Consider the following 25,747-nt stretch of genomic DNA (forward strand, 5'->3'; position numbering starts at 1 on the left):
GACTTCTTATGGCTATTTATTTAACTGAACTCGATGATACGTTCAACTTTCCCTCACCGTATAAAGCACTTAGCGATCCCAATGGTTTGCTTGCTTTTGGCGGTGACTTAGATCCCATGAGAATCCTCAATGGTTACTATCAAGGCATTTTCCCTTGGTATGGTCCTGGAGAACCTATTCTATGGTGGAGCCCTTCCCCACGCGCTGTTTTTGATCCCTTAGCGTTTAAACCGTCTAAAAGTCTCAAAAAATTTCAGCGTAAACATAACTATAAAGTAACGCTCAATTTCGCGACAGAAGAAGTGATTAGACTATGTTCATCAACACGTCCTGCAGAGGAAACTTGGCTCAACGAGGAAATGCAAGCGTCTTACATTGAGTTAGCTAAACTTGGTCACTGTCACTCTGTAGAAGTATGGCATGACAACGAGCTCATTGGGGGACTATATGGCATCTGCGTTGGTCAGCTTTTTTGCGGAGAGTCGATGTTTAGCCTAAAAGATAACGCATCTAAAATTGCATTGTGGTACTTATGCAACCATTTGGCGTCAAAGCAAGGTCAATTAATCGATTGTCAGGTTATGAACTCGCACTTGGCATCACTTGGCGCATTTGAACTAGAGCGTAACGAGTTTATGCAAAAACTACTATCTTTAAGAGAAAAACAAACACTATTTGATACCTATAAGCCCCAAGTTTTGCAGGATTCAGTATGAGTACGGATATACAACATATTCGAATTGGATTAACGAATAATCACCCTTGCAGTTACTTGCCTGAACGGCAAGAGCGTGTGGCGGTGGCACTTGATGCAGGGCTGCATACTGAAGAAAACTATCAACTACTGATGGCTAACGGTTTTCGTCGTAGTGGAGATACCATATATAAACCGCACTGCGAGCATTGCACCGCTTGCCAGCCAATTCGAGTCTCGATTCCAGACGTTAGACTATCAAAAAGTCAGAAGAGGCTGCTCAGTAAAGCACAGCCTTTACGTTGGGAAATGAAACCCGAAATGGATGAGGAATGGTTTGCGCTTTACAGTCGGTACATCTGCAAACGGCATAAAAACGGCACTATGTATCCACCAAAGCGTGATGAATTTTATCGGTTTGCCCAAACCAGCTGGTTGACCACTTCATTTTTGCATATTTACGATGAGTCAAATCAATTACTCGCCATTGCGGTAACGGATGTAATGACTCAATGTTCGAGTGCATTTTATACTTTTTTTGACCCTGACTACCCGTTATCTCTTGGCACTTTGGCAGTGCTCTATCAAATAAAATACTGCCAAGAAAACAAACAACAGTGGCTTTATTTGGGTTATCAGATTGATGAGTGTCCAGCAATGAACTATAAAACACGCTTTCAACGCCACCAAAGGCTAGTAAATCAGCGTTGGCGAGGGTAGAATACGCCTCAACTTTACATAATTACTATTTAGCGGCAGAATATAGACCGCTAATATTGCCTAATTTCTAAAGAGGATTAAATGGCTAAAGAAGACGTAATCGAGATGCAAGGCACGGTCCTTGACACTCTACCAAACACTATGTTCCGTGTTGAACTTGAAAACGGTCACGTTGTGACTGCTCACATCTCTGGCAAGATGCGTAAGAACTACATCCGTATCCTAACGGGTGACAAAGTAACTGTAGAGATGACTCCATACGACCTGTCAAAAGGCCGCATCGTCTTCCGCGCTCGTTAATCTCTGATTTTCGGATGCAATAAAAAACGGAGCAGTTTGCTCCGTTTTTTATTGCATGATTTTTATTTCCGAGTAGGTTCAGACAAACAAAAAGCGCACGATAAAATCGTGCGCTTTTACTTCCCTACGGAGCAATTAATGCATCGCTGCCTCTTTCTCACTCAAATATTCAAATTTAAGTGTGTCATTCACTAGTGTTACTTTCACAGTGCCGCCGTCGACTAGAGAGCCAAACAACAATTCATTAGCCAAAGGTTTCTTAAGTTGCTCTTGGATAACGCGTCCCATTGGGCGAGCACCCATCGCCTTATCATAACCTTTATTCGCTAACCAATGGCGTGCATCTTGCGATACCTCCATTGATACGCCACGAGCATCAAGTTGCACCTGCAGTTCAACAATAAACTTATCAACAACTTGATGGATAACGCTTTCATCAAGGCTGTTAAACCAGATGATGTTATCAAGACGGTTACGGAACTCAGGAGTGAATACCTTCTTAATTTCCGCCATCGCATCGTGACTGTTGTCTTGCTGAATCAAACCAATTGATTTCTTCTCAGTTTCAGCCACACCCGCGTTGGTTGTCATAACGAGGATGACATTACGGAAGTCTGCTTTACGACCGTTGTTGTCCGTTAGCGTACCATTATCCATCACTTGCAATAGCAAATTAAAGATATCTGGATGCGCTTTCTCAATCTCATCGAGTAATACGACTGAATGTGGGTGCTTGATAACAGCGTCTGTCAGCAAGCCACCTTGGTCGTAACCGACATAACCAGGAGGTGCACCAATTAAGCGACTCACGGAGTGACGCTCACCATATTCCGACATATCAAAACGAAGTAGCTCGATCCCTAGAAGCTTAGATAGCTGCACCGTCACCTCTGTTTTACCCACCCCAGTAGGGCCAGCAAACAAGAATGAACCAACTGGTTTGTTATCCACGCCCAAACCTGCACGTGTCAGCTTGATCGCTTCGGATAATGCATCAATCGCATTATCTTGACCAAATACCAACATCTTCATCTTGCTATCTAGGTTCTTCAAGATGTCTTTATCTGAAGAAGAAACCGACTTCTCTGGGATTCGTGCCATCTTGGCAACCATCGCTTCGATATCGGCAACACCAACCGTTTTCTTACGGCGGCTTGCAGGAGCAAGACGACTGCGAGCGCCAGCTTCATCAATGACATCAATGGCTTTATCTGGTAAATGACGTTCATTGATGTATTTCGCCGAAAGTTCTACCGCGGCACGCAGTGCTTTATTGGTGTAACGTACTTCATGGTGTGCTTCGTACTTCGGCTTCAAGCCCATCAAGATTTTAGTTGTGTCATCCAGAGAAGGCTCTACAACGTCTATCTTTTGGAAACGACGGGACAACGCACGCTCTTTCTCGAAAATGTTGCTGTATTCTTGGTATGTAGTCGAGCCGATACAACGCAACTTACCGCTACTTAGTAGAGGTTTGATAAGGTTTGCGGCATCAACTTGACCACCAGAAGCCGCACCCGCACCGATGATTGTGTGTATCTCATCGATGAACAAAATTGCATCTTCTTCTTTTTCAAGCTGTTTCAAAATCGCCTTGAAGCGTTTTTCAAAATCACCACGGTACTTAGTACCAGCCAATAGAGAACCTATATCCAATGAGTAAATCACGCTGTTTTGAATAACTTCCGGGACCTGCCCTTCTACAATTCGCCAAGCAAGACCTTCTGCGATGGCTGTTTTACCTACCCCGGCTTCACCCACTAATAATGGGTTATTCTTGCGGCGGCGGCAAAGTACTTGAATAGTGCGCTCTAGCTCTTTATCGCGACCAATCAGTGGATCGATATTGCCATCTTTAGCGACCTGATTAAGGTTAGTCGCAAAGCTTTCCAAACGTTCTTCAGAATTCGGCTCTTCGACACTCTCTGAACTGAACGAATCTGATGATGGGTCTTCGCTTGCACCTGACGCTTTAGTAATACCATGGGAGATAAAGTTAACAATATCTAATCGGGAGATGTCGTTTTTCTTCAGTAGGTAGGCGGCATGCGACTCTTGCTCACTGAAGATCGCCACAAGCACGTTTGCACCTGTTACTTCGTTGCGGCCAGACGACTGTACATGAAAGACGGCGCGTTGTAGCACACGTTGAAAACTCAAAGTCGGCTGGGTTTCACGCGTCTCATCACTGTCTGGGATAAGAGGCGTAGTTTGATCGATGAATATATCGAGTTCGTTACGTAAAGCGTCAAGATCCGCTTTACAAGCTAAAAGGGCTTCCTTAGCTGCATCATTTTCCAATAATGCAAGTAGGAGGTGTTCGACAGTCATAAACTCGTGGCGTTTATCTCGCGCCCGAGCAAATGCACCGTTAAGGCTTGACTCTAGTTCTTTATTTAGCATAAGTACCTCCCGAAAAAACAACTTGGGTTGTTCGAGCAAGTCTTCTTTGTTTACGCTTGCTCCATAGTGCAAAGTAGCGGATGTTCATTTTCCCTTGCGTACATCGTAACTTGCGCTACTTTTGTTTCGGCAATTTCTGCACTGTATGTGCCACAGATTGCCTTTCCTTCATAGTGAATCTTGAGCATGATCTGAGTCGCTTTATCAATGTCATGTGAAAAGAATCGCTCAAGTACCTCTATGACGAAATCCATAGGTGTATAGTCATCATTATTTAGTACAACATTGTACAGCTTAGGTGGCTGAACTTTCGTACTTTCTCGCTCCAGAAGATCAGAGTCCGGAGTGACCCATTCAAAATTTTTACTCATGGCAATTCAAAGATATCGTATCAAAGGGTTGATGTTTTCGACCTATAAAAACAATCTACCACAAGCGTGCAGCGCGGTGTAGTGAGATATGGCACCGAATTCGATCTTTGATCGATAAAAGTTGCTACCTAATATAGAGACTAATGCAGGTCTTGAGGGGGCGCAAATAAAAGATGCTTGTCGATAAGTTACACATTTTTACTTATAAAATAACTTTCTTTTTACCCCTCCGAGCTATTGCAAAACATCTCTCAGTCTTCTACCGAGATCACACTTCCTAACTGAGAATGGGGTAATTATCACGAAAACTTCATTTTTTATTCAGTTAGAGGATTCGTCTATCATAAGCAACACGAACAGTATGGTTTTTCCAGTGAATACTACTTTGCAGGCTAATTGACCAAACTTCCGCGTATATACGAAAAACTGTTTGCAAAATTGTTAATCTCAAAAGTGATTTGTTTTCAATTATGTTTCTGTTTGTTGCTTAATGCTATTGACTGTCGGGATTCATTGACTACAGTGGAAAGTGTTGATGCATAAATCGTCATTTTGAATCCATTTGTTTTTAAGCAGCTTGGTGAATGTGATTTCTCATTGACTAGATGTTTGTTAGCGTTCGCTGACAATAGTAGTACCAAGTTAAAGGTATAACTTGGTTGTTGTAACAACTCAGTAAAAAATGCATGAGGGATGTAAAAGCATGGCTACAGGTACAGTAAAGTGGTTTAACAATGCCAAAGGATTTGGGTTTATTTGTTCAGATGAAGAAGAGGGAGATATCTTTGCCCACTACTCAACTATCCAAATGGACGGTTATCGTACACTGAAAGCAGGCCAACAAGTCTCATACGAGATTGAAAAAGGTCCCAAAGGCTGTCACGCGAGTAGCGTCGTGCCTCTTGAAGGTCAAGCCAAATAATTAGAGCGCTGTCGAAAAATAAAAATATTGCTCTCGAAACATCATTTTGATGTTCTGAAGAGAAAAATAAACCCGCCAAGATAGCGGGTTTCTTACTATTTGTAGCTTATGAAATGCAGATAGACCACATACAAAGTATTGATAAAATAAGAAACACGTCGAAAGCGACGTGCTCTTTTCATCTATTTTACTTGTTAATGATCGCGTTAAAGGTTTCGCTTGGGCGCATCAACTTAGAAACCAATGCATCGTCTAGCAGGTAGTAACCGCCCAGCTCTCCTTTCACACCCTGTGCGTTGTTTAGCTCAGCGACGATTTTTTCTTCATGCTCTGACAACGCTTTCGCAATCGGTGCAAACTCAGCAGCGAGATCAGCATCGTCTGTTTGCTCGGCAAGTGCTTTCGCCCAGTAAAGTGCGAGGTAGAAATGACTACCGCGGTTATCTAATTCGCCCACTTTACGTGATGGAGACTTGTTGGTGTCTAAAAACTCACCAGTCGCTTTGTCTAGCGTATCCGCCAAAACTTGTGCTTTCGGGTTGTTTGCCACCACACTTAGATGTTCTAGGGATGCTGCTAGTGCTAAGAACTCACCTAAAGAATCCCAACGAAGGTGATTCTCTTTTTCTACTTGTTGAACATGCTTAGGAGCAGAACCACCAGCACCTGTCTCAAATAGACCACCGCCATTCATCAATGGAACGATAGATAGCATCTTAGCTGACGTGCCTAACTCTAGAATTGGGAACAGGTCTGTTAGGTAGTCACGAAGAACGTTACCCGTTACAGAGATAGTATCCAAACCCGCTTTCATACGCTCTAGCGAGTACTTACAAGCATCAACAGGAGATAGGATCTTAATCTCTAGACCGTCAGTATCGTGCTCTGGTAAGTAGGTATTTACTTTCTTAATGAGTTCAGCATCGTGCGCACGGTTTTCGTCTAGCCAGAATACGGCTGGAACACCTGTTGCACGTGCGCGAGTCACTGCTAGTTTAACCCAATCTTGGATTGGTGCGTCCTTCACCTGACACATACGGAAGATATCGCCTTCTTCAACCGCTTGCTCTAACAATACGTTACCCGCAGTATCAACAACGCGAACAGTACCCGCTGCGTCTAGAATAAATGTCTTGTCGTGAGAACCATACTCTTCTGCCTTTTGAGCCATTAAGCCAACGTTAGGCACGCTACCCATAGTGGTCGGGTCAAATGCGCCGTGCTCTTTACAGAAATCAATCACCGCTTGGTAAATACCTGCGTAGCTACGATCTGGTATCATCGCTTTGGTGTCTTTTTGTTTACCATCTGGTCCCCACATTTGACCAGAAGAGCGAAGCATTGCTGGCATAGAAGCATCTACAATAATGTCGCTTGGTACATGTAAGTTTGTGATACCACGATCAGAGTCAACCATCGCAAGTTCTGGTTGAGTTTGGTAAACCGCTTGAATGGCCGCTTCAATTTCTGCTTTTTGCGCTTCAGGTAAAGACTCAATTTTTGAGTAAACATCACCGATGCCATTGTTTACATCAACGCCTAGCTCTTCAAACAGCTTGCCGTACTTATCGAAAACGTCTTTGTAGTAAACTTTTACTGCATGGCCGAAAATGACAGGGTCAGAAACTTTCATCATTGTCGCTTTCATATGAAGAGACAGCAGCACGTCTTGTGCTTTCGCTTCAGCAATCTCTTTCTCGAAAAATTCAACCAGCGCCTTCTTCTTCATCACTGAAGTGTCAATGACTTCTTGATCTAGTAATGGGAACGCAGACTTGAGCTCTTTAACTGTACCGTCATTACCAACAAACTCGATTTTTACCTCTGTTGCACCAGAGATAGTCGTGGACTTTTCGCTACCAAAGAAGTCATTGTCTGACATGCTCGCAACATGAGACTTAGACTCTGATGACCACGCACCCATTGAATGTGGATTTTTCTTCGCGTAGTTCTTAACCGAAGTTGGAGCACGACGGTCTGAGTTACCTTCACGAAGTACTGGGTTAACCGCACTACCTTTGATTTTGTCGTAAGCCGCTTTAATCGCTTTCTCTTCGTACGTGCTCGGTTCTTCTGGGTAGTTTGGTAAATCGTAACCTTTCGCCTGAAGCTCTTTAATCGCCGCTTTAAGCTGAGGAACTGAAGCTGAAATGTTAGGCAGCTTGATGATATTTGCTTCTGGAGTTTGAGCCAGTTCACCAAGCTCAGTCAACGCATCGCCAATGCGCTGTTCTTCTTTTAGATGCTCTGGGAAGTTAGCGATAATTCGACCTGCTAGTGAAATATCACGAGTATCTACATTGATGCCAGACGATGCTGTGAATGATTGAATGATTGGTAGTAATGAATAAGTTGCTAGCGCCGGCGCTTCATCAGTGATGGTGTAGATAATTGTAGGTTTTTCTGTAGGCATGAAATTTCCCTATTTTTTAATCAACTTGTTGGCTGATCAACTCAGCGTCTGAGTTGGTTTAATTGACGCATTGCTGCACGTTAGCAGTACATGTCTCCTCACTAACGCCACATGCGGTTCGCACTCTTTGTTGTAGTTTGAAGCTCTAAGCTCTGAATCCATGAGTGCACTGATATAATTAAACAAATAACACGAATTAGTCTATCATTCTGTGCGCGTTTGTTAGTTTTAGGCGCGCAAATCATATCCGATCATGAGAAAACTTAAAACTTTCAAACACAGTTCATTTACATTTTTGCAGGGTAGTTAACATGTCATCTCGTACAGGTCAGGAAAAAGGTCGCAGTCGTAACCAGTCTAAAACGGGCCATTTTAAACACTCAGGAGCTCGCAATGGCTCGAAGACTCGTACTCAGCAAGACCGTCGCCCTAATCGCCCAACAAAAAGCCAAAAGCCAAAAGTGGCCCCCAAAGATCGTAAAGTCATTATTTTCAATAAGCCTTACGATACGCTCAGTCAATTTACCGATGGCGATGGTCGCAAAACGTTAGCGGACTATATCCCAATCAAAGATGTCTATGCGGCTGGCCGATTGGACCGAGACAGCGAAGGTTTGATGGTGCTCACTAACGATGGCATCTTGCAGGCGAAGCTCACGCAGCCAAAGTCAAAATCCCCGAAGACTTATTGGGTTCAAGTCGATGGCGCTCCTCTAGAGCAAGATCTTGAAAAATTGAGAAAGGGAGTAGAGCTAAAAGATGGTATGACCCTACCAGCCGAAGTTGAAGTGATTCCAGAACCACAAGTCTGGGATAGAACCCCTCCTGTTCGTTTTCGGGCAAATATCCCAACAACGTGGCTAGCCATTACCATTATTGAGGGAAGAAATCGCCAGGTGCGTCGCATGACTGCACACATTGGCTTCCCTACTTTGCGCCTCATCCGTCATTCGATGGGTGATATCGTCCTTAACGACCTAATGCCTGGTGAATGGAGAGAAATCTCTCTCTAATACGGCAGAAAAGATAAAAGCAGGCTTAAAGCCTGCTTTTTAGATTCTTGGAAGCGTTTCAACCTCTTCCGTCAAACCCTATCTAACAAATTGAGGGATTACTGCTCAGCTAGCCAGTTTTTAAATGCCTCTTTTTCCGCTGGAGACGCTTTATTGTACATCGTCTTTAATACATCAACCATTGGACTGTCTTCAGGCACTGTTATTGTTCGGGTATCGCTAGTCTCAACTCGAGGTTCAATATCGCTTACTGATTGCTGATGCTGGTTCACAGTTACATAACTAACAGCAACACTCGCGATACCTCCTGCAATATTGTAGTTACGAGATTCTTGAGGGTAATTACGACCAATCTGAACACCATCTGACTCTAATACATCTTCGACCAAAGCAATAGGTTGACCTTTGGTGTCCAGAAGTTGCCAATCTAAAGGTGAGATGTTGTTTTGCGCTTGACGAAGAGTTTTAAACTCTGGTAGTTCAAACTTTAGTTTTTCATTTTCAACATCAAACTTAGCGATGATCACGTCACTGTAAACTGTCTTAAGGTTTTCGTTTGTTTCAAAAGCAGGTTGATATTTGAAGACAATTTGGTTAGTTCCGTCGGGGATCTCAATTGTCTTCTCACTAGAGAAAAGTCCCCCCTCAAGTTTTGGCTTCTCCATATTGACGGCGAGTAACTTCACGTCTTCTGGAACCACTAAAGTCGTTGCAGCATAAAGGTTTGTACTGGCAAGAATAGACAACGCCATTGCCACTTTTAATGATAACTGCATAGAGTTTTTCATCCTTATCTTCATAGTAAAAGACCCAGCATATAGCTGGGTCTTACAATATCAAACTGGGTATTGATTACCAGTAGAAACGTGCACCAACACCGAAGTCAGTTTTAGAATCAGTTTCTGCAGTTTTTTTACCAGCTTCTAGCTTATCACCATCAAAATTGTAACCCGCTTCTGCGAATACGCGAGCCCATTTAGAGAACTTGTATTCAACGCCAGCGTAAAACTTAGATTGGTCGCCATCTTTCTTGCCAGATTTGTCAGAAGATGACATTACTAGCTCGTAGCCAGAGTAAAGTGTTGTTTTAGGAGCTACAGCGAACATGCCTGCTAGAGAGATACCGTGAGAATCGATAGTCTCGTTAGCTGCTTTGTCTTCATTTTCGTTGTAGTAGTACGTAGCACCTAGAGTGTGCTCATCTAGAGCGTATTCAGCAGTTACTTCGAAAGATAGGTTTTCAGTGTTGTTACCTTTAGAAGCAATCTTGTTCTCAGAAGAAAGAACGCCAGCGTGTACAGATAGGTCATTGAAAGACTTACCTACGAATACTTCGCGGATTTCTTCGTTTTGATCTTTCTCACCTAGCGCGTAACCAGCTTTTAGCCAGAATGCGTCATTTTCGTAAGCGTATTTAATTTGAGAAGAGTTGTTCCACGCGTGTCCGTAAAGAAGTGCAGAACCACCGAAGAAGTATGAGTAATCAGCTCCGTAGATGTCATCAGCCCAAGTACCTTCTTTACCAAAACGAAGTGTACCCATATCGCCCATGTCGAAGCCAAAGATGTGACGGCGTACGTATACTGAGTCATCAGTACGCTCGCTTGAATCAGCACCTGCACCGTAGTTGTCACCTAGAGCAACACCGATTTCAACTTCACCTAGAACTTTTAGGTTGTCGTTTACAACGTAAACACCATTTACACCCATACGAGAAGAGCTAGTGTTTAGCTCTGCAGTGTGGTCTGTGCTGTCTAGGAATAGAAGAGTTGGACGTAGCTGACCGTAGAAATCTACAGAACCTTCTTCAGATTTGAATACTTCAGCTGCGTTCACTGAAGTTGCAGACGCAACTACAGCTAGTGCTAATAGAGTTTTTTTCATAATTAATCCACTGCCTTTTCTTAGTTCGGGATATCCTTGTCCGGTTCCCTTTTTTTATATGTTTGAGATAGAGCGTTAACAAAACGTTATACAGCGCCTTCTCAAAATCTGGAGCTAAGAGTGCAAAAGATTATTCTGGCTGTCAAATTTTCTAAATACCAATGTAAAAAAACAAAAATAACATTTAAAAACAATAACTTGAAAAGTTTATCTTTATTTATTCGACGAACATCTAATCAATCCTCTTGATTTTTCATAATTTATAAAATCATTAACAATGAGATTTTAAACCCAAAACAAATACTAAAAAACACAATATATAGAATAAAAAACCATACAAATATCATATTTGGAGTTTTATATTTTTCATATAATGAAATTAATTTCATTTAGATAAGGTTCAATATTTTTTTGTGAAGAAGATCTACATTCCTCATAAAAGCATTCCGTTTTGTGAACTACTGTACAACTAGTGATGTGTGCTACTATTCGCCTCCAACGCATTTGAGGCCCGTATGCTGACCAGTAACATTCAAAAATCGATTCGTAATAGCTATCAAAACCTGCAAGATCAACTTGATAACTTTGTACCTAGAAGAGCACAAAACTACCTTGTTGCAGAGGTTGCAAAAACGCTGTGCGGTCAGTACCACAAATCTAACCGAATACTGGTTGCAGAAGCAGGGACTGGAATTGGTAAGTCGCTCTCCTATCTAATGGCTGCCATCCCCGTGGCTGTACATAACAATAGAAAAGTGGTTATCTCAACGGCGACCGTAGCTCTGCAAGAGCAGCTCATAAATAAAGACCTCCCTCTTTTTCGTCGGATTACCGACCGAGAGTTTTCTTTTATTCTGGCAAAAGGCCGTCAACGCTATTGTTGTGCAGAAAAACTTGCTTCAGCTTGTGGTGCTGATGGTGGTCAGTTAGCCATGTTCGAAACCAAGCCTAAGCAAAAAGATATAGAGCTGTTGGAAACAATGCATCGCTCTCTTGCGCAAGGTAAATGGGACGGTGACCGTGATTCTTGGCCTAAAACCATCGATGATAAGCTTTGGCAACTGATTGTTAGTGATAAACACAGTTGTAATAACAGCTTACCCGGCCATCGCGGATGCTCATTTCAAAAAGCGCGCTCGGAGCTGGATAAGAATGATGTCATCATTGCGAACCACTCTCTCGTCATGGCAGACGCAGACTTGGGGGGCGGAGTAATCTTACCTGAGCCAGAAAACACGATATACGTCTTTGACGAGGCACATCACTTGCCTCATGTCGCCCGCGATCATGCTTCAGCATCTGCGAGCTTAAAAGGTGCGGCAGCGTGGCTTGAGAAGTTAAATCAGTCGATTAGCAAGTTTTCATCGCTCGCAGACGAGAAACGCGTAGCTCGATTTCGCAACGACCTTCAAGACGCGGTTCAGAACTTGATACCAGCACTGACTCAACTGCCTAAACAGTTCGATCCAGCTCAATTTGAAGAAGGCATCTACCGCTTTGAGCACGGTGAACTACCAGAATGGCTAGAGAACCAATCCAAAGAGTTAAAGCAGTTCAGTAAAAAAGCAAATCAAAGTGTGGCAAAAATTGCCGACCTTATTGCGGAAAGAGTAAAAGATGGGGAGCTTGCGACAAGATTGGCTGAACCAGCGCTTGCAGAGCTCGGCTTCTACATTCAAAGGTTAGAAAACCTAGCGCAAGTCTGGCACTTGATGGCTGAGCCAACTCGTGAAAAAGGTGCGCCTTTGGCTCGCTGGTTAGAAACCCACCCCGATCGCGAGGGTGATTTCATTGTGAGTGTTTCTCCGCTTGAAATTGGATGGCAACTCGACCAACAAATTTGGAGCAGGTGCATTGGCGCCATTTTAGTTTCCGCAACGATGCGTGCATTAAACTCCTTCCATTACTTTTGCCATCAGGTTGGTATTGATGGAAAACCAGGATCAGGCACACAGTTTTTAGCGCTTGCGTCACCATTCGATTACCAAAACCAGGCAGAATTGCTCATCCCTGCGATGAAATATGAACCACCAGCGCCTCAATTTACTGAATATCTTATCGAGATATTGCCTAAGTACTTGGAAGACAAGAAAGCCAACTTAGTATTATTCTCATCCTATTGGCAGATGAACCAAGTTGCGAAGGCGCTGTCTTCGGAGTTCATAAAAAAAGGCTGGGCGTTGCAAGTTCAAGGTGAAAGCTCACGTCAAGAAATTCTAAAAAAACATAAAAAGCTAATAGAATCAAATAAAACCAGCATCTTATTTGGTACTGGCAGTTTCTCTGAGGGGCTAGATTTACCTGGCGAATTACTTGAAAACTTGGTGATTACAAAAATTCCATTTGGTGTTCCAACCTCTCCTGTCGAACAGGCTCACTCCGAATATATCGAGAAAAAAGGTGGGAACCCGTTTATGCAAATAACTGTACCTGACGCAAGCAAAAAGCTGATCCAGAGCGTAGGTCGCTTACTGCGTAAAGAGAGAGATTCTGGTAGAGTAACGATTCTTGATCGACGCCTAGTCACTAAGCGATACGGACAAGCCTTAATCGACTCACTACCTCCATTTAAACGTAAAATAGAATATTAGAAGAATCACCATTTATGGAAATGATTGAGCCAACTATGCTGTTGGTGTTGGCGCTTGTCGCTTTTGTCGCTGGATTTATTGATGCAGTTGCCGGTGGTGGTGGCATGCTAACCGTACCTGCTCTACTATCGTTGGGCTTGCCGCCCCATATTGCACTAGGCACCAATAAACTTGCGGCTACCTTTGCCTCTTCTACTGCGGCATTTACGTACTACAAGAAACGTTTATTCAAGCCTCAATGCTGGGGAAGAGCATTTGTTGCGACGCTTGTCGGAGCAACATTAGGTACCCTACTTGTGGACGCGATTAGCACGGATTGGCTAGAAAAAGGGTTACCTCTTGTTATTTTAGCGGCGGCGTTATATACCGTCTTCCATAAAACACCGCACTCTCCTCATCAAAGTCCAATTCCCGAGCCTTGCCCAAAACTTCATAGAAAACAGTACATGCAAGGATTATCCATAGGGTTCTATGACGGGCTCGCAGGGCCTGGAACTGGGGCTTTTTGGACGGTCAGTTCAATGGCTCTGTATCGGCTGAATATCTTGCTCGCCTCTGGCTTAGCAAAAGCAATGAACTTTACCAGCAACTTTACCTCTTTGATTACGTTTGCAGTCCTCGGTCATATCAACTGGGTGCTAGGCTTAACAATGGGGGTATGTTTAATGGCTGGCGCTTTTGTTGGCGCGCATTCCGCCATTCGGTTTGGTTCTAAATTCATTCGCCCTGTATTTGTTACTGTCGTCAGTATACTGGCCATAAAATTGGCTTATGACGCATGGTTTGTAGGTTTGTCATGAACATTTCTCAACTCCAGGAAAACCTAGAACAAATGGCGAAGCAAGCCGCTGTTCTTGACCGTCAAAGAGGCGAACACCATGTTCCGCTTTTTGATGAGCGCTTATTTGGTTGTCGCTCTCGCTTACTTACTCCTTGCGTAAAAGAAGCAAAAGCCACGCTGGATGCGATTGTGCGTGAGCAAAATGAAGGTAAGCTCACCGCTTTGCGTGCTGAGTACCTCACTGAACGGTTAGTAGCGCAAATAGGTGCGATTCAACGCGAGATTTCTACCACCAAAATTCGCAAGAATGAGATCAAACATAGCAGCCATTTCCGCAAGCCTATTAACGTGCTTTATCAGGAACTCGCTCAACACCAAGAGTGGGCAAGACGCTTGCGCGAAATGGTGTTAGAAAAAGAACGTGCTGTCGAAACCGCTCCTAGTTTTATGCGTGCCGAGGCTCAGAAAGTGTTACTAGCGACCGAGCAACGTTTGGCACGTTGTGAGGCAGCGCTTCTGAAACTAGAGAACCAAATTACACATAGGGAAAAACACCAATAATGGCCGATCAACCAACCTCGCCTTTAGATGACGCACCTGAAGAGATCAAATTGGCTGTCGATTTGATCTATTTACTTGAGAGCAATGAGATAGATCCAGAAGTTGCGCTTAACGCTTTGAAGATCGTGCAAAGCGATTTAGAAAACAAATTAAAAACAAAGTAGCCCAACGTTTCGCTCCTTTCACCAAGACTCGTTTTCAGTGCTCTTGCACAATGATACTATTCATAAAAAAGTACGCCCTCAAAAAGGATAAACAATGAAAGTAATCAGCTTTAACATCAATGGACTACGTGCGCGACTGCACCAACTCCAAGCGCTAATCGACAAACACCAACCAGATGTGATTGGCCTTCAGGAAATTAAAGTTCACGATGAAGCATTCCCGATTGAAGCTGTCGAAGCCATGGGCTACAAAGTGTATTTCCATGGTCAAAAAGCGCACTACGGCGTCGCAATGCTTTGTAAGCAAGAGCCTCTTCTCGTACAAAAAGGGTTCCCGACGGATAACGAAGAGCACCAAAAGCGCATGATCATGGCAACGTTTTTAAATGAAAACGGCGAAAAAATCACGGTGCTAAATGGCTACTTCCCTCAAGGGGATAACATCAGCCACGAAACAAAATTCCCATACAAACGTCAGTTCTATAAAGATCTGATGACCTACCTAAACGATCATCACAATAGCGACGAGCAATTGATTGTTATGGGTGACATCAACATTAGCCCTATTGATGCAGATATCGGTATCGGCGAACCAAACCGTAAGCGTTGGCTAAAAACAGGTAAATGTTCATTCCAACCGGAAGAGCGCGAATGGCTGAAAACCTTGCTAGATTGGGGCTTTGAGGACACCTTCCGCAAGCTATATCCAGAAGTGAACGATAAATTCTCGTGGTTTGATTATCGCTCTCGCGGGTTTGATGATAACCGAGGTCTACGAATTGATGTCATTTTGGCGACCCCTTCCCTCGCGCAAAAATGTATTGAGTCGGGTATCGATTATGAATTGCGCGGTATTGAAAAACCTTCAGACCACGCTCCAATTTGGTCGACGTTCAAGTAATACATAACTGAGCAATAAGCGGGACTCAACGCTAAGCTTACCCCATGAAAAAGGGAGACTCTGTCTCCCTTTTTCATGCAAGTTACTTTCTACTCAGCTAGTTCAGCGGCCAAACCGTTTGACCATCAACACTGACTGGCGTTTGAGCAAATTCGTTCAGACAGTAGCCGGTATTGCTGCTTGCAAAGTAAGTGAGAGGCATCGGCGGTAGATTCAGCGCCACAACCTGTTGTTTCGCTTTTTCTGTGAACGAGAAGCCCCACATATCTAAATAGCTCGTCATGTCTCGCTGAGAGATGTAGCTCAGAGCAATAAGCAACCAGTCGTTGTTTGAGATGCTATTTGCCTCTTCACGAGAGTAGTTGGCGAAACCAATACTCAATCGTCTCTCATTCCAAAGCGCATCATCCGATTTTAAGCGGTTAAACTCACGTTCAATCAGGTGCAATCGCGCCAATAAATGCCAACCATTTTGCAGTACACCTTCATGCTGCGTCGCCATCATCATTTGAATGTAAACGCGAGCTCCCCAACTCCAACCAGTTTGATTTTGCGCTGCCATGTAAGCGTTTGGATCCGCTTGAGTTCGGCTTGCTTGCAATAATTCAAACTGGCCTTTGAAATCCAAGCTTTGGCAAGTTGAAACTTTCCCCGTATTCTGGAAGAAACGAGACTTACTGTAATACGAGTAGTAATTGGTCGTTGAATGCCCTTCCCAGCCTGCAAATCGGAATCGACCTTTTTCCAAGCCATGACCAAGCTCATGTAAATCACCGTGACCGAGTGGGCTGAATGACCAGTAAGCATCGTATGGGTTACCAGAACAGCCGTAACCACACGTCGCTTGGTCAGCGTTCATATGCTTCACCATATCAATATTGGCGATTTCCCAACCTTGATTTTTGGCATACTGGATAATTTCCGGAACCTCATCGATACCCGGCCCTTGGAAACCAGCCAAGACATGTGGGTAGTTATGAACATATTCTTCTGTCGCCAGGGCCATTTCAGCTGGTGTCGACCACATCTCATCGTTGACAGATTCAAGCATTTTGTCGCGTTTAGAGTGTACCTCAAATCCAGGCGTGATCAGTTCAGCCCAATCGAACAAATTCGCTTCAAGCTCCTGAATAAACGCATCGTTATCCTTTTCACTTCTCCATACAGGGTGTTGCGCTACATGGCTAAATGTTAGAGCTACTGGTACATCATTATTGTTAAAGTGAACCTGGATAGGCCCGCCATAAGGTGAAGTCAGCGTGATGGTTTCACCCGGCTTCACCTCATAGGCGAAAGAAGTCAGCATTTTTGGTCGCGTGTATCCATCTTTGCTGAACTCATGAGTTGCGCCACTTCTTAAACTGTTGATGACAATTTTAGTCGTCACTTCATTACTGTCATTGCGCGTGACCGTAAAGGTCTCCCCAGGAAGCGCATACACACCAGCAGAGCGGAAGTTACGCTTTGATTCCATATTAATCGTTGCGCTGATTCTCTTTACTTCAGGGCTAAACTCACTACGGCTGAAGTTCCCCATATTTGGTTGTTTTAGGTTCACACTTCGGCTGTTGTATTGTACGTAATCGGCAAAATACGACTTTAGGAATTCGGTCGTTTGGGTTGATTGTTTGTCCATTGGGAACACAACCGTTTGACGATAGTGATCAGCCAGCAATACCATGAGTTTTTCGTATTGGTAGCCGTCTTGATTAAACAAATCTACTTTTTGTTCATCAAGCTTTTGCAACCGATGGCGAATACTGTTTGCCCCTGCATAAAATTGACTTTCCATATTCGCAGTGTCAGGACAAGATTTGTCATCACACTGTGACAAGTCAACATTGAAGTTTTGAGATTCAAAACGAGACAACAGCGCTTGTTGCGTAGCAACAGAGTCTGGCACGAAGTTCATGAGTGATGAAGGCGCCCAATCAACCAAGCCTAACTTACGCCAATAGTTATCTCCCACATAATCAACATGGAATTTTTCCAAAATGTCTCGGCCAAGTTCAGTTAGTCCTCCATCCCAATGTAGGTATAGAACAGGAATTTGGGCTTGCTCAGCGTATGCCAGAGCATCGAGTACTTGTTGGTTGGTGTCGCCAGATTGCAGATGCTGTGACAAGATCAATAAGTTTGGAGTATTGGTTTGCAAGCAGCTAAGTAGCTTCGAACCATCGCATAGGTTGGCCTCGTTAAACGCCAACTCTTGTGAAACATTGTCGTTCAGCCAATTCCGAGTCGCTTGCTCATCAGGGAAGTAATAAGACTGATCCATTTGCGCGATGACAACGTTTGAAGTAGCTCCGCCTGACAACCAAGTGACCAGGTTGCTTAGCCATTGAGTCATCGCTGCATTCGAAGACTCGGGAAAGCGTTGTGCCGTTCTAAATGGGTTACTACCTAATAGCGCATAACGTTGACCATTAGCTTTTTCTCCAGCAACGCCAATTGACAACGCCTGATCTTTATAACCGTTGGCCATGGCCTTGTTGGTCATCAAGATGGTGTCGTTGAACCCATACTGAGGTGCCAAGATCGCTGCATCATGGGTTGGATCCCAATAAAGGCCAGAAAGGTTTTTCGCAATTGCAGATTTGATCGTATTCGACTGTTTCTTGTGCCCTTCCACAACTTGCCGACTTTCTCGGATGAAATCGTTCGGGTCAGAAACGAGCAGTGCATTACCAGTTTCCAGAGCTTGTTGAACTGGAGCTGGCGTTGGTTTTACTTGAGCATTAGATTGTGACTCTCCCTCTCCCCCACCACATCCAGTGGCAACGGCGGCAAGGCCCAACGATAGAATTGTTTTTTTCATTTTTACTTACTAAACAATGGGTTTATCAAATATTAATGTAAGTACATGAATAAAAAGAAATAGTCTTTTGTATCGGTAGGAAAAATAGGAATGAAGATAACAAAATCATCAAAAAGCAATGGTACCCATTTCGATACCATTGCTGACATTAATTATTAACTTAAAGGACGTAGGTATGCCAAGAAGCGCTTCTCTGCCACTTTAAAGCACCACAAGATCATAAACGTCAGTGCCATGTAGAACAGCCCCGCCGTAAGGAAAGATTCAAATGGCGCATAGTAACGTGAGTTAACTAAGCGCGCAGCGCCAGTTAGATCCATAATGGTAACGATACCCGCGACCGCACTACCGTGCAGCATGAAAATCACTTCGTTTGAATAAGCTGGTAATGCTCGACGCAGTGCACTAGGCAAGATAATACGTCTGTATGTCATAAACTTACTCATCCCATACGCTTTAGCAGCTTCTACTTCACCTTTGGGCAAGCCATTAATCGCACCACGAATAATTTCTGCTGTATAAGCCGACGTATTAAGAATAAAAGCGACTAAAGCACAAAACCAGGCGTTTTCCCACAAGGTATCTTTCACAGGAAAGAACTGATCCATACCGTAATAAATCAAATACAACTGGACCAACAACGGTGTTCCACGGAAAAAGTAAATGAATCCCCAAGAAGGTAAGCTAATGGCATAATTCGTACTATTACGTGCCACGGCTAATGGAATCGAGACACACAAACCAATAACCAACGCTAATCCTACCAGCCAAACTGTCGTCCAAAGTCCCTGAAGATAAGTTGGGAAACTTTCAATAATCAAAGAAAAATCCATAACTTACCTCGCATGAATACTGAACTTACGCTCAACAAGCTTGAGTAGCCCGGTCGAAACGCTGGTAAAAAACAGAAAGATGAGCGCGACAGCCATGTAAAAGGTAAATGGCATTTTCGTCGTACCTGCCGCCAACGAGCTCATTCTCACCATGTCATCTAGGCCGATGATGGACACTAACGCTGTGGTCTTGAGTAACACTAACCAGTTATTACCAAATCCAGGTAATGCATGACGAATCATCTGAGGCAGTAAGATTCTTCTAAACGATAAGGCTGAGCTCATACCATAAGCTTTCGCCGCTTCTAGTTCACCTTTGTCCACCGCCATGATCGCTCCGCGAAAAGTCTCCGCCATGTAGGCACCAAAGATAAAACCAATCGTGAGTACACCTGCAATAAATGGGCTGACATCAATATAGTCGGGTAAGTAAGACGTCCATTCATGGTTTGGATCACTCGAAGCAAACCACTCATTGAGCGTCTCGTTAATGGAGTACAGGCTATTGTTTAAAAGTATTTGTCCACCAAAGAAAATCAGCATCATCAGAACCAAATCTGGAATGCCGCGAATGACGGTGGTGTAAAGAGTGGCAATCGCCCTTGCCCATTTGTAAGGTGCTAACTTAGCTAATGCGCCAAGCATACCTAAGATCACCGCAAGAAGGAGTGAAAGCACTGCAACTTCTATCGTTACTAAAGCCCCTTTTAAAATCGAAGCTTCGTATCCTTGTAAATCTAGCATAGGTGAGTTCCTAATCCCTAAACTCAAAAAATCGACCGTTGACTACTTCTAGGAACAAGCCAACGGTCGCTTAATTACGGTTTATTCACCGTACACATCGTAGTTAAAGTATTTACCAGCAATTTCTTGATAAACACCTTTCTCACGTAGTGAAATTATCGCCGCGTCCAATTTCTTCGTTAGATCTTTATCTTGTTTACGCACGGCAATACCAAAACCTTCACCGAACCACTTAGGATCGGTCAATGACGGACCAACAAACTCGTACGCGTCGCCGCCCGCTTTATTAAGCACACCTTCTTCTAGAGCAGAGGCGTCGCCCAATACAGCGGCAACACGACCATTGGCTAAATCTAGGTAAGCCTCATCAAAAGAACCGTAACGAACAATTTCTACTTTATCGCCATAGTTATCTGTCAGATATTTGTCGTGTGTTGTTGCACGTTGAACGGCGATTTTCTTGCCATCTAGGTTGTCAAAATCCAGATTCGCACCCTTCTTGGCAATAAATTTGTTTGGAATCAGTGCGTATTTGCCAGTGAAATCGACTTTCTTCTTACGCTCTTCAGTAATAGACATCGCAGCGATGATTGCGTCGTACTTACGCGCTAATAGAGAAGGAATGATGCCATCCCAATCTTGCGCGACAATCTTACATTTCACTTGCATTTCTTCACAAAGCGCGTTGGCCATGTCTACGTCGAAGCCTTTCAGCGAACCATCCGTTTCTGTCCAGCTAAACGGAGGGTAAGCACCCTCAATGCCGAAGCGAACTGTTTTCCATTCTTTCGCTTGAGCGACACCAGATACTGCCGTTGCAGCGATCGTTGCTGCTAATAACCACTTTTTCATTTCCATACTCCTGTGATTGCTATTTTATTTCGTTTTGTTTGTTGTGCTGGCTTAGGAGGCAATAGTCTGCCGCCTAAAAATATTAGTAAATGGATGAGATAAACTGCTGTAATCGTTCTGAATCCGGGTTTGTAAATAGCTTAGCTGGATTTCCCTGTTCTTCCACTAAGCCTTGATGCAAGAACATCACATGGTTTGATACGTCTCGCGCAAACGCCATTTCGTGCGTGACCACCAGCATGGTTCGTCCTTCATCTGCCAAATCTCTCATTACCCCTAATACTTCCCCAACAAGTTCTGGGTCAAGCGCCGAGGTTGGCTCGTCAAACAACATCACTTCAGGGTCAACTGCTAGCGCACGGGCAATAGCGGCACGTTGCTGCTGACCGCCAGATAAGTGCCCAGGATAATAGTCTTTACGCTCATATAGGCCTACTTTCTTAAGCAAGACTTCTGCGTTTTCAATCGCTTGGGCTTTTGGTACACCTAGAACATGAACAGGGGCTTCAATCACGTTTTCTAGTACTGTCAGGTGTGACCATAAGTTGAAACCTTGGAACACCATCGCTAGACGCGAGCGAATACGTTGCACTTGCTTTTCATTAGCAGGAACGGATTCCCCTGCTCGGTTGTTCTTCATTTGGATTAATTCACCATTCACCCAAATTTCGCCTGCGGTAGGCGTTTCTAGCAAGTTGATACATCTAAGAAAGGTACTCTTACCAGAACCGGAAGAGCCAATGATGGAGATGACATCTCCTTTGTGCGCGGCAAGAGAAATTCCCTTGAGAACTTCATTTTGTCCAAATGTTTTGTGCAGGTCTTTTATATCTAGCGCTGGTACATCATTCATGCGCTCTACTCCCTGTGTTTTTGTCACTGCAATTAAGGGACTCCGCCCTCTCTAATTCGGAACAAATTAGCACCACACCCTGAAACTTGCAACAAATTATTAACCTAAATAATTCGAATAGAAAGATACGATAGCCAAATTAATATGCAATATATAGCAACTTATTCTTCAAAAGCTGAATATTAAATATAAAAAAGCCCCTTTAGAAGGGGCTTAATAAATTTACAAAAGTGTTAATTGGAACTTATTTAGGGTCGTAATGAATTAATTAAAACGACTGACTACCAATGAGTTTGAAGTACGTAATGTCACTTCATTTTCTAGGCCTTCTTTTTCAGAAGTAATGATGCCATCCAAGTCTTCATCTAGCTCAGGCTCTGACGCTTCACCATTAGAAAAGAAGCTCATGAAAACTTTAGAGTCGATATTGCTATCGTCACTCAATATCAAAGCAGTGCGATTAAAATCGTCCGAAGCTGAAACTTTCAAACCGTTAACGGCTGATGTTGGGAAATTGTAGTAATGGAGCTCAGGAACAACAACAGAGTCACTGTCGCTCTTTGTGAAAATACGATGTGTGACTTTATAGTCGCCTGAAGCCGCAAAGTAAGCGACACGAGTAAAGCCTTCTGTAGACGATGTTAAACCCATGTCCAGATCAATCACCGAGTCTGCACTTCCTTGTGTTGATACACTTGGTTTTGTGTTTGGCAGGTTATCAATATTTAAGTAAGAGCTTGGATCAACGTCAATATCCCATCCATCAGAGACCGTTTCGTTAAGTAGAGAGTCCCAACCATTAACTTGATTCTCTGAGAACGCCATGTAGACCCAAGTTTCTTTATTCGTTGCACTAGGACGATTATATTCAACGGCCGTTTTATCTAGCTTCAGCGCATCATACGCAAAGCCGTTAGTAACAAAACCAATGTGGAGAGAATCGTAAGTATAATCAGAAGACGAATAAATGTTTGACGTATTATCCGCTCTGACTAAGGCGATCTCACCAGTCCCCCACGAACCAATACCATACTGGTAAAGCGCTTTGTCGCTTGAACCAGATTCATACTGGAACAACGCCGTAGGCTCACCTTTAAGCCCCATAAGCTCATCGGTAGGCAACATATCAGGGTTAGGTGACGTGAAAACATCGGTTTGCGAGACAAAGTTGTAGTCTCCACCACCTGATTCAGCATTTCGGTAATCTAGGTTAGTAAACTTATTGCTTGCTAAGTTACCGCCAGTAAAGCACTTGTTCAAAGAGTCTCGGTTAAGGGCAAACGTGGCATTACGTAGTTTCTTATCTTGTAAGAATTCTTTTGAAAACGTATTTACGCGAGCTTCTCTACCGTTAAATTCTATTGCTTGAAACGTTACAAAGCCGCCGTCAGGAATATCTTCAAGATAAAACTTAAAGTTATCAGTGGTTGGTTTGATGATGTCTCCGGCTCTTTTGCCATCTGCATCAGAGTAGTAACCGATAACATAGTTAGTCACTTGCTCTTTTGACGCTGCGCTATAGGTTAAAACCGTTTTATCACCGTTCAGCTCAGTTTTGTGGTCATACACCGTACAACCTTTCGCAGTAGCTTCACTTTCCGTCATTGTTGCTGGTATAGCAAAATCAAAAGTAAACGCTGTTTTCGGCGCAGCACCACCGCCGCCACCGCCACCGCCGCCACAACCGACCATTAACCCTGAGATGATTGCCACTAGTGGCAGTACTTTAAGCTGTTTCATGTCTTTTTCCTAAACTGAGCGGCAATGATTAGCCAAAAAATCGTCTTTGCCCTGTAGAAAGCAAGAATAAAGCCAGCTTTATATAATCATCATGAATATTGATATTTACCCCGCATCCCCGAACGATAAGAGCAACAAATTCTAATTTTATGCAACTTGTGTAATGAAATTACACAAGATTTCACCATCTCATTCGCATGCCAGAAACTTTCTGTAGTTTTATTTCACAACCATTCTTAAAGTGATCTAAATCAATCACCCTAAATGGCTATCTTGCTAGACTCCTGCCAAAAGATGAGGATTTTTTTGTGCCTCAACACAATAAGTTATTAGCTATGCTTAGGCACAATGTCGACGTGTAACAAATCTAATAATAGCTAGCATAAGCGTGCCGCAGGATGCGGATTAACACAATTGAATGAAGAATTCATAACTTTTAAATATATGAGGAATCTATGTCAGACGCAGTTAACAAAACGCACTCTGATTCAGATATCGAGACCAAGAGCTACCGTGAGCTTCATCGTCCAGCATCTGAGTTCGCAAGCCGTTCAGACTACCTAGACCACGAACTACAAATTATGAAGCCGCGTCGTTTCGGCTTAAACTTGCCAGGTCGTGACTTCCGTTTTGAACTTGAAGATCTTGTTCCAGCACTTGCCGGTACGATTGGTATTATCGCGATGTACTCAGCGGTAATGATGTCTTGGGCTGAAGGCCTAACTGCCGCATGGGACCATGTTAACCTGGGCAAAGATTTCGCTATCGAAGTTGCCCGTGTAGAGATGCTCATCCCTGCACTTCTTTTCTGTGTACTTGCTTCTGGCTTTATTAACCCTAAAGCCAACCTAGCAGGTAACCACGGCCCAATGATCCCTCTTATTGGTACCATCGCGCTTGCTGGTGCTCACCCTCTTGCATTGGCAATTCTTATTGGTGTGTTTGGTTTAATTCTGAGCCTGTTAAAAGGTGGTTCAAAACTGGTTAACCTCACCTCTGAAGGTACGGCTGGTGGCCTTCTCATCTTCTTGGGTTTAACCGGAACGATGAGCCAAATTAATTCCATTCAAGCTTGGGCTGTTGGTTTGCAATCCGACACAGTTGCCGCAGGTAGCATGGGTTACATCGGTCTAATCGTTCTTGCGGTTACCATTGGCCTGTACGCGTTTCTTGCTAAAGTGAACAAACGCTGGCTAGCAATCCCTGTTTGTGCCTTCACTGGCCTTGCAATCGCACTTGTTCTTGGCGCAGGCTTCGATATTAAATTCGTAACCGAGACGGGTCTTCCAAACCTAAACCCAATCTACTGGTGGGGTTCAACAGAAGAAGGTTGGATGCTTGGTCTTCCTAATATGGAACACTTCATCGCTTCTCTACCATTCGCAATTCTTGCTGTAGCAATGTGGTCTCCTGACTTCTTGGGTCACCGCATCTTCCAAGAAATGAACTACCCACGTAAGAGTGAAAAAGTACTGATGGACGTTGATGACACAATGACAATGTGTTCTGTGCGCCAAATGGTCGGTACCGCTGTCGGTGGTGGTAACATCACATCATCTTGGGGGACTTACATGATCCCTGCAGCAATCGCGAAGCGCCCTATTCCTGGCGGTGCAATCTTACTAGGTTCTCTATGTATTATTGTTGCAATCCTTGGTTTCCCTATGGATGTTGCAGTATGGCCACCAGTTATGCGCGTTGCTCTTCTCGTTGGTGTCTCTCTACCACTACTTGAAGCAGGCATGCAGATGGTGAAAGACTCAAAAGATTCACAAGCAGCAGGCATCTGTATCTTTGGTTCAGCAGTCGTTAACCCTGTTCTAGCTTGGGCACTAACTATGCTTTTAGATAACAATGGCTTAATTGGTGATAAAGAGCGCGCGTCTCGCTTGTCGTTTGTAGACAAGATTGTGATCCCAGTAAGCGTACTTATTATCTGTTTAGTTGCTATGCTTGCAGTTGGTATGCTTGAAGGCCAATATGGCATCCAAGCTTGGCTGTAAAGCTGACAGTTCAGAAAATGTGTGGGTAGCGCTAGTCGCTACCCCATTTTTATCGAGATTTTTGAGGATTTATTGATTTAGTTTAAGGTTTGCAAAAAAATTTTAGTTTAACCTCTAACTGTTGCTTAAAAAGAGAAACGTTAAAACTAGTGACAATATTTATAGTCTGTCTCTTATACACATCTA

At 43.6% G+C, this 25,747-nt stretch carries 22 protein-coding genes; 11 read left to right on the forward strand and 11 right to left on the reverse strand.

All coding sequences use genetic code 11. The features are described 5' to 3' along the window. Nucleotides 1-8 precede the first annotated feature (8 nt). The 3 genes from aat (at nt 9) to infA (ending at nt 1,714) form a co-directional block, all read left to right on the forward strand. Entirely contained in the window at nt 9-716 is a 708-nt protein-coding gene (aat, locus tag EX191_RS15220; protein WP_048626183.1) for a leucyl/phenylalanyl-tRNA--protein transferase, read from the forward strand. Then, on the forward strand, nt 713-1,414 hold the full coding sequence (locus tag EX191_RS15225) for an arginyltransferase (protein ID WP_145474280.1): 702 nt from the start codon (nt 713-715) through the stop codon (nt 1,412-1,414). Before aat ends, EX191_RS15225 begins: the two co-directional genes overlap by 4 nt. An 81-nt stretch (nt 1,415-1,495) precedes the next feature. Beyond that, nucleotides 1,496-1,714 carry a translation initiation factor IF-1 gene (gene infA / locus EX191_RS15230; RefSeq protein ID WP_001040192.1) on the forward strand — a complete coding sequence of 73 codons (219 nt, stop codon included), beginning with the start codon at nt 1,496-1,498 and terminating at the stop codon, nt 1,712-1,714. Between the two features lie 135 nt (nt 1,715-1,849). Here infA and clpA read toward each other — a convergent pair whose 3' ends face one another. Beyond that, nucleotides 1,850-4,117 (reverse strand): ATP-dependent Clp protease ATP-binding subunit ClpA, encoded by a 2,268-nt coding sequence (gene clpA / locus EX191_RS15235; protein WP_005390700.1) that lies wholly within the window; start codon nt 4,115-4,117, stop codon nt 1,850-1,852. A gap of 50 nt (nt 4,118-4,167) precedes the next feature. Beyond that, complete coding sequence (gene clpS / locus EX191_RS15240; protein WP_031780157.1) at nt 4,168-4,488, reverse strand: ATP-dependent Clp protease adapter ClpS; 321 nt, start codon at nt 4,486-4,488, stop codon at nt 4,168-4,170. A 703-nt stretch (nt 4,489-5,191) separates the two neighbouring features. Between clpS and cspD the strand changes: the two genes are divergently transcribed. Beyond that, nucleotides 5,192-5,410 (forward strand): cold shock domain-containing protein CspD, encoded by a 219-nt coding sequence (gene cspD, locus EX191_RS15245; RefSeq protein ID WP_005378407.1) that lies wholly within the window; start codon nt 5,192-5,194, stop codon nt 5,408-5,410. Nucleotides 5,411-5,597: 187 nt separating this feature from the next. On the opposite strand, the gene EX191_RS15250 is transcribed toward cspD, so the two are convergent. Beyond that, complete coding sequence (locus EX191_RS15250; protein WP_193447995.1) at nt 5,598-7,823, reverse strand: NADP-dependent isocitrate dehydrogenase; 2,226 nt, start codon at nt 7,821-7,823, stop codon at nt 5,598-5,600. A gap of 311 nt (nt 7,824-8,134) precedes the next feature. Here EX191_RS15250 and EX191_RS15255 point away from each other — a divergent pair, with 311 nt between their 5' ends. After that, nucleotides 8,135-8,836: a pseudouridine synthase gene (locus EX191_RS15255; protein ID WP_193447996.1), complete on the forward strand. Its 702-nt coding sequence runs from the start codon at nt 8,135-8,137 to the stop codon at nt 8,834-8,836. 98 nt (nt 8,837-8,934) lie between these two features. Here EX191_RS15255 and EX191_RS15260 read toward each other — a convergent pair whose 3' ends face one another. Next, nucleotides 8,935-9,612 (reverse strand): DUF2057 family protein, encoded by a 678-nt coding sequence (locus EX191_RS15260; protein ID WP_104972064.1) that lies wholly within the window; start codon nt 9,610-9,612, stop codon nt 8,935-8,937. A gap of 76 nt (nt 9,613-9,688) precedes the next feature. Beyond that, complete coding sequence (locus tag EX191_RS15265; RefSeq protein WP_193447997.1) at nt 9,689-10,720, reverse strand: porin; 1,032 nt, start codon at nt 10,718-10,720, stop codon at nt 9,689-9,691. A gap of 515 nt (nt 10,721-11,235) precedes the next feature. Here EX191_RS15265 and dinG point away from each other — a divergent pair. The 5 genes from dinG to xthA all read left to right on the forward strand — a co-directional run bounded on the left by dinG (nt 11,236) and on the right by xthA (nt 15,718). Beyond that, nucleotides 11,236-13,311, forward strand: a complete 2,076-nt coding sequence (gene dinG, locus EX191_RS15270) for an ATP-dependent DNA helicase DinG (RefSeq protein ID WP_193447998.1) — start codon at nt 11,236-11,238, stop codon at nt 13,309-13,311. 14 nt (nt 13,312-13,325) lie between these two features. Next, nucleotides 13,326-14,111: a sulfite exporter TauE/SafE family protein gene (locus tag EX191_RS15275; RefSeq protein WP_005390688.1), complete on the forward strand. Its 786-nt coding sequence runs from the start codon at nt 13,326-13,328 to the stop codon at nt 14,109-14,111. Further along, nucleotides 14,108-14,653, forward strand: coding sequence for a primosomal replication protein (locus EX191_RS15280; RefSeq protein WP_012841995.1), 546 nt, complete (start codon nt 14,108-14,110; stop codon nt 14,651-14,653). Before EX191_RS15275 ends, EX191_RS15280 begins: the two co-directional genes overlap by 4 nt. Then, the gene (gene rsmS, locus EX191_RS15285) at nt 14,653-14,817 is read left to right on the forward strand and encodes a pleiotropic regulatory protein RsmS (protein ID WP_182019009.1); all 165 of its coding nucleotides are present in this window, start codon (nt 14,653-14,655) and stop codon (nt 14,815-14,817) included. Before EX191_RS15280 ends, rsmS begins: the two co-directional genes overlap by 1 nt. Before the next feature lie 94 nt (nt 14,818-14,911). Next, entirely contained in the window at nt 14,912-15,718 is an 807-nt protein-coding gene (gene xthA / locus EX191_RS15290; RefSeq protein ID WP_114322520.1) for an exodeoxyribonuclease III, read from the forward strand. A 97-nt stretch (nt 15,719-15,815) separates the two neighbouring features. Here the strand turns inward: xthA and EX191_RS15295 are convergent, their stop codons facing one another. From EX191_RS15295 to EX191_RS15320, 6 genes are all read right to left on the reverse strand, one after another. Then, nucleotides 15,816-18,536, reverse strand: coding sequence for an ImpA family metalloprotease (locus EX191_RS15295; RefSeq protein WP_193447999.1), 2,721 nt, complete (start codon nt 18,534-18,536; stop codon nt 15,816-15,818). A gap of 155 nt (nt 18,537-18,691) precedes the next feature. Beyond that, nucleotides 18,692-19,369 carry an ABC transporter permease gene (locus tag EX191_RS15300; protein WP_193448000.1) on the reverse strand — a complete coding sequence of 226 codons (678 nt, stop codon included), beginning with the start codon at nt 19,367-19,369 and terminating at the stop codon, nt 18,692-18,694. 3 nt (nt 19,370-19,372) lie between these two features. Further along, nucleotides 19,373-20,113 carry an ABC transporter permease gene (locus EX191_RS15305; RefSeq protein WP_006742137.1) on the reverse strand — a complete coding sequence of 247 codons (741 nt, stop codon included), beginning with the start codon at nt 20,111-20,113 and terminating at the stop codon, nt 19,373-19,375. A gap of 81 nt (nt 20,114-20,194) precedes the next feature. Continuing rightward, nucleotides 20,195-20,965, reverse strand: a complete 771-nt coding sequence (locus EX191_RS15310; protein WP_012841998.1) for an ABC transporter substrate-binding protein — start codon at nt 20,963-20,965, stop codon at nt 20,195-20,197. A gap of 82 nt (nt 20,966-21,047) precedes the next feature. Further along, nucleotides 21,048-21,818 carry an ABC transporter ATP-binding protein gene (locus EX191_RS15315; protein WP_005378438.1) on the reverse strand — a complete coding sequence of 257 codons (771 nt, stop codon included), beginning with the start codon at nt 21,816-21,818 and terminating at the stop codon, nt 21,048-21,050. A 264-nt stretch (nt 21,819-22,082) separates the two neighbouring features. After that, complete coding sequence (locus EX191_RS15320; protein WP_193448001.1) at nt 22,083-23,558, reverse strand: 54K polar flagellar sheath protein A; 1,476 nt, start codon at nt 23,556-23,558, stop codon at nt 22,083-22,085. Nucleotides 23,559-24,013: 455 nt separating this feature from the next. Here EX191_RS15320 and EX191_RS15325 point away from each other — a divergent pair, with 455 nt between their 5' ends. Beyond that, nucleotides 24,014-25,561, forward strand: coding sequence for a DUF3360 family protein (locus EX191_RS15325; RefSeq protein ID WP_005390668.1), 1,548 nt, complete (start codon nt 24,014-24,016; stop codon nt 25,559-25,561). Nucleotides 25,562-25,747: the final 186 nt, after the last annotated feature.

Origin of the sequence: Vibrio chemaguriensis, assembly GCF_012275705.1 — a bacterium.
Taxonomy (GTDB): domain Bacteria; phylum Pseudomonadota; class Gammaproteobacteria; order Enterobacterales; family Vibrionaceae; genus Vibrio; species Vibrio diabolicus.

Excerpts from the sequence above, each read along its gene's own strand:
- dinG (WP_193447998.1), top strand. The coding sequence starts at position 11,236 with ATGCTGACCAGTAACATTCAAAAATCGATTCGTAATAGCTATCAAAAC.
- EX191_RS15320 (WP_193448001.1), bottom strand. The coding sequence starts at position 23,558 with ATGAAACAGCTTAAAGTACTGCCACTAGTGGCAATCATCTCAGGGTTA.
- EX191_RS15315 (WP_005378438.1), bottom strand. The coding sequence starts at position 21,818 with ATGAATGATGTACCAGCGCTAGATATAAAAGACCTGCACAAAACATTT.
- EX191_RS15275 (WP_005390688.1), top strand. The coding sequence starts at position 13,326 with ATGGAAATGATTGAGCCAACTATGCTGTTGGTGTTGGCGCTTGTCGCT.
- rsmS (WP_182019009.1), top strand. The coding sequence starts at position 14,653 with ATGGCCGATCAACCAACCTCGCCTTTAGATGACGCACCTGAAGAGATC.
- EX191_RS15325 (WP_005390668.1), top strand. The coding sequence starts at position 24,014 with ATGTCAGACGCAGTTAACAAAACGCACTCTGATTCAGATATCGAGACC.
- infA (WP_001040192.1), top strand. The coding sequence starts at position 1,496 with ATGGCTAAAGAAGACGTAATCGAGATGCAAGGCACGGTCCTTGACACT.
- EX191_RS15280 (WP_012841995.1), top strand. The coding sequence starts at position 14,108 with ATGAACATTTCTCAACTCCAGGAAAACCTAGAACAAATGGCGAAGCAA.
- EX191_RS15255 (WP_193447996.1), top strand. The coding sequence starts at position 8,135 with ATGTCATCTCGTACAGGTCAGGAAAAAGGTCGCAGTCGTAACCAGTCT.
- cspD (WP_005378407.1), top strand. The coding sequence starts at position 5,192 with ATGGCTACAGGTACAGTAAAGTGGTTTAACAATGCCAAAGGATTTGGG.
- EX191_RS15265 (WP_193447997.1), bottom strand. The coding sequence starts at position 10,720 with ATGAAAAAAACTCTATTAGCACTAGCTGTAGTTGCGTCTGCAACTTCA.
- clpA (WP_005390700.1), bottom strand. The coding sequence starts at position 4,117 with ATGCTAAATAAAGAACTAGAGTCAAGCCTTAACGGTGCATTTGCTCGG.
- EX191_RS15250 (WP_193447995.1), bottom strand. The coding sequence starts at position 7,823 with ATGCCTACAGAAAAACCTACAATTATCTACACCATCACTGATGAAGCG.
- clpS (WP_031780157.1), bottom strand. The coding sequence starts at position 4,488 with ATGAGTAAAAATTTTGAATGGGTCACTCCGGACTCTGATCTTCTGGAG.
- EX191_RS15260 (WP_104972064.1), bottom strand. The coding sequence starts at position 9,612 with ATGCAGTTATCATTAAAAGTGGCAATGGCGTTGTCTATTCTTGCCAGT.
- xthA (WP_114322520.1), top strand. The coding sequence starts at position 14,912 with ATGAAAGTAATCAGCTTTAACATCAATGGACTACGTGCGCGACTGCAC.
- EX191_RS15300 (WP_193448000.1), bottom strand. The coding sequence starts at position 19,369 with ATGGATTTTTCTTTGATTATTGAAAGTTTCCCAACTTATCTTCAGGGA.
- EX191_RS15310 (WP_012841998.1), bottom strand. The coding sequence starts at position 20,965 with ATGAAAAAGTGGTTATTAGCAGCAACGATCGCTGCAACGGCAGTATCT.
- aat (WP_048626183.1), top strand. The coding sequence starts at position 9 with ATGGCTATTTATTTAACTGAACTCGATGATACGTTCAACTTTCCCTCA.
- EX191_RS15305 (WP_006742137.1), bottom strand. The coding sequence starts at position 20,113 with ATGCTAGATTTACAAGGATACGAAGCTTCGATTTTAAAAGGGGCTTTA.
- EX191_RS15295 (WP_193447999.1), bottom strand. The coding sequence starts at position 18,536 with ATGAAAAAAACAATTCTATCGTTGGGCCTTGCCGCCGTTGCCACTGGA.
- EX191_RS15225 (WP_145474280.1), top strand. The coding sequence starts at position 713 with ATGAGTACGGATATACAACATATTCGAATTGGATTAACGAATAATCAC.